Genomic DNA, 14,415 nt, shown 5'->3' with positions numbered 1-14,415 from the left:
CCCGCTAAAGCGAGAAGCCCCTCTCCAGCCGGACCTTTGCCGACTGGCGCAGCCCCTCCAGGTGCCGCAGGAAGAGCAGGCGCTGCCGGTCGGCCAGCAGGCGCTCGCGCAGCGATTTCTTCTCCTCGGCCAGTTTCGCCATGTCGGCGGCGGGGGCCTCCAGGCACTGGACCAGCAGGACGTTCTTCCCCGCCAATATCCGCTCCACCTCTCCCTTGCGCATCCGGAAGACCGCCCGGAGGGCATCTGGTCCCGCGTTCAGCTCGCTGGGGACGTCGCGGCGGGAGAATGGGCCGGGGGCGATGAGCTTGACCTTCATCTCCTTGGACAAGCTCTCGAGGGTCCGCTTGCCCTCCTTGATCTCCTTCGTCCAGGCCTCGGCCTTCGCGCGCGCGAGCTGGACGGCCTTCTCCTCCACCCACTTCTTCCGCACCTGATCGGCGACCGTCTCGAAGGCGGGGACGTGGGCGTCCCGCAGGTCCACCAGGCGGGCGAAGATCACGCCCTTCTCCCCTTCCGCTTCCGGGGAAAGGGCGTCTTTCTTCCCGAGGCGGAACACGAGCTCGGCCAGCTCCTCCTTCTGGGGGACGGAGGCGGGAGGAGACGCCTGCTCGAAGAAGCCGGTCTCCCCCGCGCTGAGGCCCTGGACGGCGGGGGCCGGCTTCTTGTCCTCGATGGCGTAACGCACCGAACGCAGGGCCTCGCGCGCCGCGCCCTTGGCCTTGATCTGGCGAAGGTCCTTCTCCACCTCGGCCCGCGCCTCTTCGAACGGGCGCTGGCGCGCTTCCTGCCGGTCCCGGACGAGCAGGAGGTGGTAGCCGAAAGAAGTCCGCGCCGGGCCGCCCACTTCTCCCTTCTTGAGGGAGAAGGCCACCTTCTCGAGCTCGGGGACCATCTCGCCCCGCTTGAAGGAGCCCATGTCGCCGCCCTTGGCGGCGGAGGGATCGTTCGAGTTGGCCTTGGCGAGGGCGCCGAAATCAGCGCCCTTGCGGGCTTGATCCCGGAGCGCCTCGAGCTTCTTCTTCGCCGCCTCGGCCTCCTCCGCCTTGGCGTTCGGATCGAGCTTGAGGAATATCTGGCTGAGGGTCACCTGCTCCTCCACCGCGAACCGCGAACGAATCTGCTCGTAGCGCGCCTTCAGCTCCGGCTCCGCGACGGTGACGCGGGGAAGCATGGCCTGATAGGACAGGTACCACCACTGCGCCTTCCGCTGGGGGCCGACGCGGAACTGCTCCTTGTTCTTCTCGTAGTGCTCCCGGAGGTCCTTCTCCTTGGCCTGGGCGGCGGCCTCCTTCTCGAACTCGCTGGGCGAGACGGTCAGGGCCGCCACCTTGATGCGCTCGTTGAGCAGCCGGTAGGCCTCGGTGACATCGACCTCGCTCACGGAGGCGGCCATGCCGATGTAGCGGCGCAGCCGTTCGGTGGCGATATCGCTGCGCTGGGCCTCCTCGAACTGCCGGGGGGTCAGGCGGTTCTGCTCGAGCACCTGGCGGTAGATCGCGGGGTCGAACCGCCCCCCGCGGTGGAAGGCCTCCACCTCCTGGATGCGGAGGGCCACCTCGGCATCGCTCACCTGGATGCCGAGGCGCTGGGCCTCCTGGAGCTGGAGCTTCTCGGAAACCAGGCTGGCCAGCACCTGCTGGCGGACGCCGAGCTGCTGGATCAGCTCGTCCTTGAACTGCGGGCCGAGCTGGCGCCGCAAGGCCTCGACCTGCTGGAAATAGATCCGCTCATATTCCTGGACGGTGATGGGGATATCGTTCACCCAGGCGGCGACCTTCCCACCCTCGACGGCCCGACTGTCCATCATGGCGAAGCCGCCCCACGAAACGAAGGTGACGGCCACCAAGCCAAGCAAACCCTTCAGAATCCAGCTATTTCCCCGTTCCCTGAAAAACCGCAGCATACCGGCGCTTTCCCCCGATGGTCCCACGAGCAGGAGGATCGGCCCCTCCCGGCGGCAAGACGGGGACCATATCCCACCTCCCCCTTCGCCGCAACCGGGAGACCCGGGGAGGAACCCACCCCCGCTCCGGGTCCAGCGGCCCCCCGCGTGGACCCCAAAAATATTGGTTTTAGTTGATTTTTGCCCCCCTGAGTGCTACAACCCCCTGGTTGCTCTTTTTTCCCCGACTGAGGACTCACGCCCTCCGTCCGCCCCCCGGAGCCGTACGCAACATGCTCAACCCCATCTTGGGCCTTTTCTCGAACGACCTGGCTATCGATCTCGGAACGGCAAACACGCTGGTCTATGTGAAGGGCAAGGGAATCGTCCTGCGCGAGCCCTCGGTCGTCACCGTTCACAAGGACACCAAGCAGGTGCTCGCGGTGGGAAGCGAAGCCAAGGCGATGCTCGGGCGGACCCCCGGCAACATCATCGCCATCCGGCCGATGAAGGACGGCGTCATCGCCAATTTCGACATCACCGAGGCGATGCTGCGCTACTTCACGCAAAAAGTGCACAACCGCAAGACGCTGGTCCGCCCGCGGATGGTCATCAGCGTCCCCTCCGGCATCACCCAAGTGGAGAAGCGCGCGGTCCGGGACAGCGCCGAGAGCGCTGGCGCCCGCGAGGTTTACCTGATCGAGGAGCCCATGGCCGCGGCGATCGGCGTGGGGCTCCCCATCGAGGAGCCGGGCGGAAGCATGATCGTGGACATCGGCGGCGGAACGACCGAGGTGGCCGTCATTTCCCTGGCGGGCATCGTGTATTCGCAGTCGGTCCGCGTCGGCGGCGATGAGATGGACGAGGCCATCATCAGCTACATCAAGAGAAATTATAACCTCCTCATCGGCGAGCGGACGGCCGAGCAAATCAAGATCGAAATCGGCTCCGCCTACCCGGTCGGCGAGCGGCGCACCGTCGAGATCAAGGGCCGGGACCTGGTGGCGGCCATCCCGAAGACGATCGTGGTCAGCGACGAGGAAGTGCGCGAGTCACTCTCAGAGCCGGTCAATGCCATCGTCGAGGCCGTGCGAAGCGCGCTGGAAAGCACACCTCCCGAGCTTGCCGCGGACATCGTGGATCGGGGCATCGTTCTTGCAGGAGGAGGAAGCCTTCTCCGGGGCCTCGATGTGCTCCTCCGGGAGGAGACCGGGCTTCCCGTCACCGTCGCCGAGGATCCTCTCTCGGCTGTTGTCATGGGCACCGGGAAGGTGCTGGACGAGCTGGACCTGCTGGCGAAGCTGGCGGTCTAGGGTCTCGGGCCGGCCGCTTTCCGAATGCGCCGGGCGGGGGTCCACCCGCTCCGCCGGCGGGGAACGCGCAGCGAGGGATGTTTCAGCTAATCCATGAACGCCGCAGCGCCACTTTGCTCACGGCGCTCTTTCTCGTCTGCTTCACGCTGATGACCCTCAGTGTGCGCCGCCAGGGGGGCGTCAACCTCATCGAGCGGGGCATCCTCTCCCTGACGGGCCCCCTTCTCGAGGCGGCCGCCGCCCCCAAGCGCTGGACGCGCGACCTGGGCCGCCAATATCTCCTCTTTCGCGACCTGCGGGAGGAGAACATCGTCCTCAAGAAGCAGCTCTCGGCCATGCGCGGCGTCTCGTTTCAGCTCCGGGAGCTCGAGGCGAAGGTTCAGCGTCTCGAGGGCTTCCTGACCGCGAGCCGGGGGCTCCCCGCCCCCGTCCGCCTGGCACACATCCTGGGACGGGACGTCAGCCCGTTCGGCCAGACCCTCCTGGTGGATCTTGGGACCGCCCACGGGGTGCGGCGCGGCATGCCGGTCGTCAATCCGTCCGGCGTGGTGGGCCGGATATCGCGCGCGGGCCACACCACGAGCCGCGTGCTGCTCCTCACTGACTCGCGCAGCGCGGTGGACGTGATCGTCCAGCGGACCCGGGCGCAGGGAATCTTCTCGATGGGCCCGGCCGACAAGGGAGAGGTCCGCTACCTGGCCACGGACAGCGACGTGCAGGAAGGGGACCTTCTGATCGCCTCGGGGCTGGGCGGAGTGTTTCCCAAGGGCCTGCCCGTCGCCTGGGTCACCAAGGTGGGACCCAAGGGCGAGCGGCTCTTCCGCCATGTGGAGGCGCGGTCCGCCGTAAACTTCAACAGCCTGGAAGAAGTGCTGATCATGATGACTCCGGCGCAGGAGAACGGCCGGCCATGATCTTCGCCCTCTTCTACTTCCTGCTCGGGATGGCATCCATCGTGGTCCAGGCGGCCGTCTCCGAATACTTCAATGCCTGGCTCGGCGCCCGGCCGGACCCGATGGCGCTCATCGTGGTCTACCTCGGGCTGCAGCGGGGCAAGGAAAGCGGCCTCATCGGGGGGTTCATCCTGGGGCTCCTGCAGGACGTGCTTTCGGGCGGCCTCCTGGGTGCCAACGCCCTCTCCAAGGGACTCATCGGCCACGCAACCGGGTGCATCAGGCGCAACGTCACCGGCCGGGAGGCGCTGTTCCACGCTATCCTGGTCGCCATCGCGTCGGCCTTCAACGCGGCCCTCCTGGTCTTCCTTCTGTTCATTTTCCTGCCGGACGTGCCCGTGACCTCCTATTATTGGGTGGAGGCGGGAAAGACGACCCTCCTGAACACATTCCTCGCGCCCCTGCTCATCGGGCTCCTGGTGGGCGCGGAGGAACGCATCGCCCCCGCCGCCGCGGGATCGCCCTATCCGGAGAAATCCTGAGCCATGTTCAGGAGCCGGATGGGGGGGGAGACACCCGACAAGATGCGGCGGCGGATGCAGTGGCTGGCGTTCGCTTTCAGCCTGTGCATGATGGTGCTCTTCGTGCAGCTCTGGCACCTTCAGGTGCTGCAGGGCGACAAGTTCCGCGCCCTCTCGGAGAACAACCGCATCGCCTACCGCGTGGTGCGGAGCCCGCGGGGCCTCATCTACGACCACGGCGGGCGCCTCCTCGCCGACAACCGGGCCTCGTTCAACCTCTACCTGGTCAAGGAGAACTCCCCGGACCTGAACGAGGCCGTCCGCCACCTCGCCCGGATGACCGACCAGCCCTATGACGAGCTCCGCGAGAAGGTGCGGCGGGCCAACCCCTTCCGGCCCTTCCTCATCAAGGCCGACGTGGACCGGAAGACGATGGCCTTCTTCGAGGAGCACCGGCCGGACTTCCCGGGCGTCTTCACCCAGGTGGCGCCGCTGCGGAACTACCGGACCGAGGAGCGCGGCGGGCACGTGCTGGGCTACCTCGGCGAGGTGGACGGCCAGCAGCTTCAGGAGCTGACGGAGTTCAACTACCGCCAGGGGGACCTCCTGGGCAAGTACGGCGTGGAGCGTGCCTTCGAGCGTTACCTGCGCGGGGAGACCGGTTTCAAGCAGGTCGAGGTGGACGCCTACGGCCGCGAGCTTCGGGTGGTGGTGCCCTTCGTCGAGAAGCCGGGAAACAACCTGCACCTCACCATCGACTACGCCCTTCAGGCCAAGGCCGAGGAGCTCTTCCGGGACTTCGAGGGCAGCATCATCATCCTCGATCCCAGAGACGGCGCCATCCTCGCCCTGGTGAGCAACCCGGCCATCGACCCGAACCAGTTCGCCGGCGGGCTCAGGGGCAAGTCCTGGCGGCGGCTCACGAGCGACCCCTTGAAGCCGCTCGAGAACCGCGCCCTCCGCGGGCAGTACCCGCCCGGTTCCATCTTCAAGATCGTCATGGCCTTCGCCACCCTGAACGAGAAGGTGATGCGCCCGGACGACAAGGTCTACTGCAACGGCTCCTTCCCGTTCGGCCGCCGCGTCTTCGCCGACTGGAAGCAAGGGGGCCACGGGCCCATCGACCTTATCCAGTCCCTGGCCCAGAGCTGCGACGTCTACTACTACACCGTCGGCAACAAGCTGGGCATCGAGCGGATCGCCTACTACTCCCATCTCTTCGGGCTGGGGGAGGCCACCGGGTACGACCCCGGGGAGAAGGGCGGCCTCGTCCCCTCGGACGCCTGGAAGCGCAAGCGCTTCAACGAGAGGTGGTACCCGGGCGAGACGATCAGCGTCTCCATCGGCCAGGGCTTCAACCTGATCACCCCCATGCAGGCCGCGAACATGATGGCCGCCGTCGCCAACGGCGGGACCTTGTGGAAGCCCTTCGTCGTCCGGGAGGTGACCTCGCCCCAGGGGGAGGTCCTGTACCGCCACCGGCCCGAGGCGATCCACAAGATCCCCATCCCGAAGGAGATCTTCGACACCGTCCGGGAGGGCCTCCGCGAGGTGGTGAACGGCCCCCGCGGCACCGCCAAGCGGGCCGCCCTCGCCGAAGTCGTCGTGTCCGGGAAGACGGGGACGGCCCAGGCCGTGCGCCTGAACCTGACGGGGCGGAAGGCGAAGCCCGAGGACCTCCCCCGGCCCTACCGCGACCACGGCTGGTTCGTGGCCTTCGCGCCCTACGATGAGCCCCGAATCGCCATCGCCATCCTGGGCGAGCACGCCGGCAAGGCGGGTTCCTCCTTCGCTCCCCTCGCCCGGGACCTCATCGCGTTCTATCTCGGCGTCCCGGTGAAGCCGCCCCAGGCGGTGGCCGCAGCGCCCAGGGCCGGCGTGCCCCGTCCTGCCGCCATCGTGCCCATTCCGGAGGAGGCGAACCTCCTTGAGGACTAGCGCGCCCATCCTCAAGACCCTCTCCCCCTTCCGGCGGGCCCTCGGCCAGGTCGACTGGCTGCTGGTGGGCGCGACCGTTTCCCTGTCGGGCATCGGCGTGCTCATGATCTACAGCGCGATCCATTCGAACCAGGACCTCCTGGCCAACGGGCTCCATTGGAAGCAGGCCCTCTGGTCCACGATCGGCCTCCTGGTGCTGTCGTTCGTCCTCCTCTTCGACTACCATCATTTCACGCGGATGGCCTACTTCTTCTACGGCCTGGTCATCGTCCTCCTGGTCATGGTCCTGTTCGCCGGCCGCGTGGTGTACGGGGCCAAGCGGTGGCTCGTGTTCGGGCCGATGCGGCTGCAGCCGTCCGAGGTGGCGCGCCTGGCCGTCATCATCATCCTCGCGCGCATCTTCGGGGCCCGCGACAGCAGCGAGCCCCTCCGCCTCGGCGAGCTGATCTACCCGTTCATCCTGGTGATGATCCCCGTCGTCCTGATCGCCAAGCAGCCGGATCTCGGGACCGCCTTCACCGTCTTCATGACGGCCGCCGTCCTGGCCCTGATGGTGGGAGTGGAGCGCCGCATCCTGTACATCCTGGGGGCCGGCGCGGTCGTCATGGCTCCGGTCGGCTGGTTCTTCCTGAAGGAGTACCAGCGGAACCGCATCCTCACCCTGTTCAACCCGGAGGCCGACCCTCTCGGCACGGGCTACCAGAGCCTGCAGAGCAAGATCGCCATCGGGAGCGGCGAGTTCTGGGGGAAAGGCCTCCTACAGGGCACCCAGAGCCGCCTCCATTTCCTTCCCGAGAAGCATACCGACTTCATCTTTTCGGTCCTGAGCGAGGAGCTGGGCTTCGTGGGGGGCATCTTCCTCCTCGTGGTCTTCCTCGTCTTCATCCACCGCTGCATGCTGGCCGCCCTCAACGCCGGGGACAAGGAAGGCGCCCTCATCGCCACCGGGGTGGCCACCTCCTTCTTCTTCTATTCGGCCTTCAACATCGGCATGACCCTCGGCCTCATCCCCATCGTCGGGATTCCCCTCCCCCTGGTGAGCTACGGCGGGAGCGCGTCGCTCACCTCCTTCATCGCCGTGGCCCTGGTCATCAACGTGAGAATGCGCCGCAAGGGCTTCAACAGCTTCTGACGCGGCTCCCGCAAATCAAGGGCAATTTCGCCCTGATTTTGCGCCGGTTGAAAATTGGTCCCGAATCCTTCACCATGTTTCCAGCGATCCCGCTCGTTGCACGGGCCGGGCCGGCCCCCGCGGGACGCCCTCTCTGCGTAAATTCCCTTTCCGGCTCTTCCGGGAAGGATGAAAATTGCAGGTACAACCCATGCCGCTCGACTATGCGAGGGACGTTTTTCCCTTCGTCCAGAAGCCTTCCCGCTACCTCGGGAACGAGGTCAACGCCGTCCGCAAGGACCTCGCCCGGGTGCGGAACCGCGTCGCCCTGGCCTTCCCCGACACCTACGAAGTGGGGATGTCCCACAACGGCATCCGCATCCTCTATCACCTGCTGAACGCCCGCGAGGACACGGCCGCCGAGCGCGTCTTCCTCCCCTGGAGCGACTTCGAGCGCATTCTCCGGGAGAAGGGCGCACCGCTCGCCTCCCTGGAAAGCCGCACCCCGGTGCGGGAGTTCCACATCCTCGGGGTCTCCCTCCTCTACGAGCTGGCGGCCAGCAACGTCGTCCTCCTCCTCGACCTGGCCGGCATCCCCCGGCGCGCCTCCCAGCGCCGCCGCGAGGACCCCCTCGTCGTGGCGGGCGGGCCGGTCGTCTTCAACGTGGAGCCGGTGGCGCCTTTCTTCGACGCCGTCGCGCTGGGAGACGGGGAGGAGATATTCCCTGAGATCGTGGAGGCGCACGAGGCGTGGCGCCGCTCCGGGGAGAACCGCGAGGCCCTGCTCGACCGAATCGAGCGCCTGCCCGGCATCTACATCCCCGGACGCTACATCGTGGAACACGAGCCTTCCGGGAGCGTCCGGGGCTTCCGCCACGCGAGCGGCCACCGCCGGCCGGTCCTGGCCCGCCGCCTGGAGGACCTCAACCGCTCCCCCCACCCGACGGCCCCCATCGTCCCCTACACCCAGGTGGTGCACGACCGCGTGACCCTCGAGGTGCAGCGCGGGTGCACCCGGGGCTGCCGCTTCTGCCACGCGGGCATGGTCTACCGTCCCGTCCGGGACCGCGACCCGCTCCAGGTCATGGAGCTGGCCGAGGCGTCGCTGCGCAGCACCGGCTACGAGGAGCTCAGCCTCTCCTCCCTCTGCATCGCCGACTACCAGCCCCTCAAGGGCCTCGTGCCCCGCCTGATGGAGCGCCTGGCCCCGCTGCAGACCTCCATCTCCCTGCCCTCGCTCCGGGTGGGGGCGATGAGCCCCGACCTTCTCGCCCAGATCGCCCGGGTGCGCCGGACGGGCTTCACCCTCGTCCCCGAGGCGGGGAGCGAGCGGCTGCGGAACGTCATCAACAAAGTGCTCACCGAGGCGGACCTCCGGCGCAACCTCCAGGACATCCTCGACGCCGGCTGGCCGGGCGTGAAGTTCTACTTCATGCTGGGCCTGCCCACCGAGAGCTTCGAGGACCTCCGCGAGATGTGCGACATGCTCATGGCCTGCGGCCGGATGCGCTCGCGGGAGACCGGGGAGCGCTTCCGCTTCATCAACGCGAGCCTCTCCACCTTCGTGCCCAAGCCCCACACCCCCTTCCAGTGGTTCCCCCAGGACCGCCGGGAGGAGATCAAGGCGAAGCTCGACTTCATCAAGCGGAACGTGCCCGACCGGCGCATCAAGCTCCACTGGTCCGAGCCCGCCCACAGCTTCCTCGAGGCCGTCCTCTCGAAGGGCGACCGGCGGCTGGCGGACGTCATCGAGACGGCCGTGGACCTGGGCTGCAAGTTCGACGGCTGGAAGGAATTCTTCGACATCGGCAAGTGGACGGCCGCCTTCGCCGCCCACGGGCTCGACCCGGAGTGGTACGCCTACCGGCGGATCCCGGCGGAGGAGCCCCTCCCTTGGGACCACCTCGACTGCGGCGTGACGAAGGAGTACCTGCTCGCCGACTGGCGGCGGGCGCAGCGCGAGGTGACCATCGGCGACTGCCGCTACGAATCGTGCGGCCAGTGCGGCATCCTCGATAAGTACAAGGGCATCAAGTACCACTACGAGAAGCCCCTTCCGCCCCCCGAGCGGCGGCTGCCCCTCGTTTCCGCGGGTGCGGCGGCGAACGGCCGCCCCCCCGCTTCCACTCCCGATGAGCCCCCCCGCGCGGCCGATCTGCCGCCGGGCGTGGACTCGGCTCCCATCGAGCCGGCCGAACTCTCCCTGGCCAAGCAGGCCAAAAAGCGCCGGGCACCCCGCCGCTCCCCCCGGGAGGACGGCCCCGTGCCCCTCGGCTTCGAGGGCGCCGGGGAGGACAACCCCGGCCTCGCCGCCGAGCAGCCGAACGTGCCGGTCCGGCGGTTCCGCTTCATCTATGAGAAGCGGGGCGACCTGCGCTTCCTCAGCCATCTCGAGGTGCTCCGCGCCTTCAACCGCGCCGTCCAGCGGGCGGGCTACCGCATGGAGCACACCCGGGGCTTCAACCCCCATCCCAAGATTGTGTTCTCGCCCCCTCTGCCGGTCGGGGTGGAGAGCCGGGCCGAGGTGGTGGATATCCCCCTCCTCGAGCTCGCGGGCCCCCTGCGCCTGGGCGAGGTGTTCCGGCGGCTCAAGATCGCCCTGCCGGAGGGCCTGAAGCCCAGGGCGGGCTGGGAGCTGGCGGGCGGGGAACCGTCCGCCGCGAACGCCGTCCAGGCCTCGATCTACGAGATCAGCCTGCCTCCGGAGGCCCGGCCGGACCGCGCCCGCCTGGAGCGGGCCGTCGGGCAGGCGCTGGCCTCGCCCTCGATCATGCTGGAGCGGGAGCGGAAGGGCCGGACCGTCCGCTTCGATGCCCGGCCCGCCATCGCCCGTTTCTCCGTCACGCCCGGTCCGCGGCCGCGCCTCGTCCTCACCCTCCGGAACGGCGAGGGCGCCGCCCCGAAGATCCCCGAGCTTCTCTCCCGTTGCCTGGGCCTCTCTCCGGAGGAATGCCTGCGGGCCCAGGTGCGCAAAGCCGCCGTCCGGTGGAAGGCGGAGAATCCCCGTCCGGTCGCCCATGCCCTCTGAAATCATCGTCAACGCCGAGCCCTTCCAGACCCGCGTGGCGCTGCTCGAGAACGGCGTCGCCACCGAACTCTATGTCGAGCGCGAGAGCGAGAAGGGAACCGTCGGCAACATCTACAAGGGCAGGGTGACGAAGGTCCTGCCGGGCATGCAGGCCGCCTTCGTCGACATCGGCCTGGACAAGGCCGGCTTCCTGTACGTCAGCGACGTGGACACCATCGAGTCCATCGAGAACTACCGGAAGCTCGCGGCCGAGGAAGTCGAGGACGAGGACGACGAGGACCTGGACTTCGAATCCGAGGGAGAGGACGAGGCCCGCCCCCGCGGCCGCGGGGGGCGCCGCCGGCGGGGGGAGAAGACCCAGACCATCCAGGACCTCCTCAAGGAGAACCAGGAGGTCATCGTGCAGGTCAGCAAGGAGCCCCTCGGCACCAAGGGCTCCCGCCTGACGAGCTACATCACCCTGCCCGGCCGCTACGTCGTCTACATGCCGACCATCAACCAGATCGGGATCAGCCGGCGCATCGAGGACGAGAACGAGCGGCGCCGCCTGCGGAAGCTCGTGCGCAAGAACCGCCAGCCGGGCGCGGGCTACATCGTCCGCACCGCGAGCGAGGGCATGCCCGCCGAGGACATCGAGGCGAACATCGGCTTCCTCCACGCCTTATGGGACGACATCCTGGCCCGCAACGAGCAGGCGGAAGCACCCTCCCTCCTCCACTACAACCTCAACCTCATCCAGCGCACCGTCCGGGATCTGTTCAACTCATCCGTCGAGCGCATGGTGATCGACGACGAGCAAGAACACGCCAACTGCCGTTCCTTCCTCGAGAGCTACTCTCCCCACCTGCTTCCCCGCCTCCACCACTACCAGGAGGAGGAGCCCGTGTTCGACCACTACGGCATCGAGCTCGAAATCGAGCGGGCCCTGGGTCAGCGGGTGTGGCTGCGCAGCGGGGGCTACATCGTCATCGATCAGACGGAGGCTCTCACCACCATCGACGTGAACACGGGGCGCTTCGTGGGCAAGCGGAACCCCGAGGAGACCATCCTTCAGACCAACCTCGAGGCCGTCCGCGAGGTCGTCACCCAGCTCCGGCTGCGGAACCTGGGCGGAATCATCATCGTCGACTTCATCGACATGGAACGCGAGGAGAGCAAGGAGAAGGTCTACAACGCTTTCAAGGAGGAGCTCCGGAAGGACCGCTCGCGCACGAACATCCTCAAAATCAGCGACCTCGGCCTCGTCGAGATGACGCGCAAGCGGGTGCGGGACAGCCTTCAGCGCATCCTTTGCGCCCCCTGCCCCTACTGCGAGGGCCGCGGGCGGGTGAAGTCGCCGGCCTCCGTCGGCTACGAGGCCCTGCGCGAAGTCAGCCGGGCCCGCCACGCCCACCGCAAGAGCCGCAAGTTCCTGCTCAACGTCCATCCGGACGTGGGCAGCCGCCTTCTCGAGGACGAGCGGCGGCACGTCGAGGAGGTGGAGAGGCGTCTCGGCGTCCAGCTCGTCATCAAGGCCGACCCCGAGCTGCACCTGGAAGGCTTCGAGGTCATCCCCGTCTAAGCATCCGGTTGACACCCCCGCCCCGCGCCCGTAGGCTCTGCCCACCACAGGCAAGGAGAGGCTTCATGCGCCGGTTCCTCCCCATCCTCCTTCTGCTGGGCGCCGCCGCCGGCTGCTCCGCCTTCCCGCAGGCGGGGCCGGACGCGGCCGCGCCGGCCGCGGCCGACGTGAATCCGGCCCTCCTCCAGCGCCAGGTCGTGGCCGCGCAGGAGCGCAGCGCCCGGCTCGAGGTCCAGACGTCCCAGCTCGCCGAGCAGATGAAGACCCTCGGGACGGTGGTCCGCGAGCTCCAGGGGCAGCAGGGCCGTCTCGAGGAGCAAATCGAACGGCTGCGGCGCGAAGTGATGGCGAGCAAGCCGGCTCCCCCGGCTCTCTCCGCTCCCTCACGCCCCTCCGGCCCGGGCGCCGGGGCTTCCTCTCCTTCGGCCGCCCGCCTGGCGAATCTCTCGCCCGAGAACGCCTACAACACGGCGTACCGGGCGGTGCGGGAGAAAAAGAGCCGTGAGGCGGTCGTTCTCTTCCGCGAGTTCCTCGCTCGCCATCCCCGGAGCGTCCTGGCGGCCAATGCACAGTATTGGCTGGGGGAGAGCCATTACGACCTGAAGGAGTACGCCCCGGCCCTCGAAGCCTTCGAGAAGGTCCTCCGGCAGCACCCCTCCAGCCGGAAGGTCCCGGATGCGCTCTACATGAGCGGCTTGACCCATCTCCGCATGAACAACCCGCGACAAGCCGCCCTGGAGTTCGAGAAGCTGATCGAGCGCTTCCCCCGCCATTCCCTCACCGAAAAGGCGAAGGGCCAGCTCCGCACCCTCCATCAGTCGGGCAACAACGTGCAGCGGTAACTTCCCGCCTCGAATGCACCCACGGAAATCGGCGACGAAAGAGCGAAAGCCTGCTTTTCGCCAGCCATTGAAAACCCGTGCCTTGACATGGGCCGCTCCCTCCGTGGTAAGGAACGGGTGCCCGGGGGATGGGCATGTTTCATAATTTGAGGAACGAATGGAAGGCCTAATCACCGGAATCCGCCGCTCCCTGGATGGACGAGCCTGTTCCCTGCCGGACGCCTGGCTCGTCCTCCAGATGCTTCCCAACATGACGCCGGAGCGCCTCCACCGCCTTCTGGAGGCCTTTGGCGGCCCCCAGGAGGCCCTCGCCGCGCCAGGGCCGGATTTTGCCCGCCTCGCCGGCCGGAAGGCCGCCGAAGCGCTGGAGCGGGAAGCGCCGGGCGATATGGCGGCCCGACTGCGGCGGGAGGCCGGCGGGGTCCGAATTCTCACCCGGGACGAGGCGGCTTTCCCCGAGATCCTGCAGACGATTTACGCCGGCCCGGGAGCCCTTTACCTGGAGGGTGACCCATCGGCCATCTCCTCCCCATGCATCGCCCTCGTGGGCACGCGCCACCCGAGCGAGTACGGCCGGCGGATGGCCCGGGAACTGGCCGGAACCCTGGCCGTCCAAGGCTTTGCCATCGTGAGCGGGATGGCCCACGGGATCGACGCCGAGGCCCATCTCGGGGCCCTCGAGGCGGGCGGGCGCACGGTGGCCGTCCTGGGCTGCGGCCTTGGGGTGCAGTATCCCTCCGACCACCACGACCTGCGCCGCCGGATCGCCGCCCAGGGGGTGGTGATTTCGGAATTTTCCTGGGGCGCCACGCCCTATCCGGCGAATTTCCCCCGGCGCAACCGCATCATCAGCGGCCTCTCGGCGGCCACCGTGGTGGTCGAGGCCGCCCACCGCAGCGGCGCCCTCCTCACGGCCCGCCTGGCGGCCGAGCAGGGGCGCGAGGTCATGGCCCTGCCGGGCCCGGTCCACACGGGCCGGAGCGCCGGCTGCCATCACCTCATCAAGGAGGGCGCCCATCTGGTGGAGAGCGCCGAGGACATCCTGGCGGCGCTGCCTTCTTTCGTGCGGACGCAGGCCCTCACGCCCTCCATCCCGCCCAAGGCGGCCGCCGGCTCGGCGGACGATCCCTCCCTTTCGGACACGGAGCGGGCGCTGATGAGCCGCTTGGCGGAGGGCGAGGAATCCATCGAGAGTCTCACGCGCGCCCTGGGCCTCCGGCCCGAGGAGGTGTCCGGCGCCCTCCTTCAGCTCGAGATCGGGGGAAAAGTCCGCCGGACCGGAGGAGGCCTCTACCGGAGCGCCTAGTTCCGGAGGGAATCTGT

10 protein-coding genes are annotated in these 14,415 nt (G+C 68.1%); 9 read left to right on the top strand and 1 reads right to left on the bottom strand.

The window, feature by feature from the left end:
- Positions 1-4: 4 nt before the first annotated feature.
- Complete coding sequence (locus tag HYZ11_14895; GenBank protein MBI3128891.1) at positions 5-1,906, bottom strand: SurA N-terminal domain-containing protein; 1,902 nt, start codon at positions 1,904-1,906, stop codon at positions 5-7.
- 272 nt (positions 1,907-2,178) lie between these two features.
- On the opposite strand from HYZ11_14895, the gene HYZ11_14890 reads away from it, so the two are divergent.
- The 9 genes from HYZ11_14890 (at position 2,179) to dprA (ending at position 14,398) form a co-directional block, all read left to right on the top strand.
- A complete protein-coding gene (locus HYZ11_14890; protein ID MBI3128890.1) occupies positions 2,179-3,198 on the top strand; it encodes a rod shape-determining protein in 1,020 nt (339 codons plus the stop codon).
- Between the two features lie 77 nt (positions 3,199-3,275).
- Positions 3,276-4,112, top strand: coding sequence for a rod shape-determining protein MreC (mreC, locus tag HYZ11_14885; GenBank protein ID MBI3128889.1), 837 nt, complete (start codon positions 3,276-3,278; stop codon positions 4,110-4,112).
- A complete protein-coding gene (mreD, locus tag HYZ11_14880) occupies positions 4,109-4,633 on the top strand; it encodes a rod shape-determining protein MreD (protein ID MBI3128888.1) in 525 nt (174 codons plus the stop codon). The genes mreC and mreD overlap by 4 nt, the downstream gene beginning before the upstream one ends.
- A 3-nt stretch (positions 4,634-4,636) precedes the next feature.
- On the top strand, positions 4,637-6,550 hold the full coding sequence (gene mrdA, locus HYZ11_14875) for a penicillin-binding protein 2 (GenBank protein MBI3128887.1): 1,914 nt from the start codon (positions 4,637-4,639) through the stop codon (positions 6,548-6,550).
- A complete protein-coding gene (gene rodA / locus HYZ11_14870) occupies positions 6,540-7,682 on the top strand; it encodes a rod shape-determining protein RodA (protein MBI3128886.1) in 1,143 nt (380 codons plus the stop codon). The genes mrdA and rodA overlap by 11 nt, the downstream gene beginning before the upstream one ends.
- A 175-nt stretch (positions 7,683-7,857) precedes the next feature.
- Entirely contained in the window at positions 7,858-10,689 is a 2,832-nt protein-coding gene (locus HYZ11_14865; GenBank protein ID MBI3128885.1) for a TIGR03960 family B12-binding radical SAM protein, read from the top strand.
- Positions 10,679-12,250, top strand: a complete 1,572-nt coding sequence (locus tag HYZ11_14860; GenBank protein ID MBI3128884.1) for an Rne/Rng family ribonuclease — start codon at positions 10,679-10,681, stop codon at positions 12,248-12,250. Before HYZ11_14865 ends, HYZ11_14860 begins: the two co-directional genes overlap by 11 nt.
- Before the next feature lie 65 nt (positions 12,251-12,315).
- Complete coding sequence (gene ybgF / locus HYZ11_14855) at positions 12,316-13,092, top strand: tol-pal system protein YbgF (protein ID MBI3128883.1); 777 nt, start codon at positions 12,316-12,318, stop codon at positions 13,090-13,092.
- Between the two features lie 157 nt (positions 13,093-13,249).
- Complete coding sequence (gene dprA / locus HYZ11_14850) at positions 13,250-14,398, top strand: DNA-protecting protein DprA (protein ID MBI3128882.1); 1,149 nt, start codon at positions 13,250-13,252, stop codon at positions 14,396-14,398.
- Positions 14,399-14,415: the final 17 nt, after the last annotated feature.

It is taken from the genome of Candidatus Tectomicrobia bacterium (assembly GCA_016192135.1).
GTDB lineage: Bacteria > UBA8248 > UBA8248 > UBA8248 > UBA8248 > 2-12-FULL-69-37.
The sequence above is the reverse complement of the archived record's forward strand: the minus strand, read 5'-3'. Positions and strand labels throughout refer to the sequence as shown.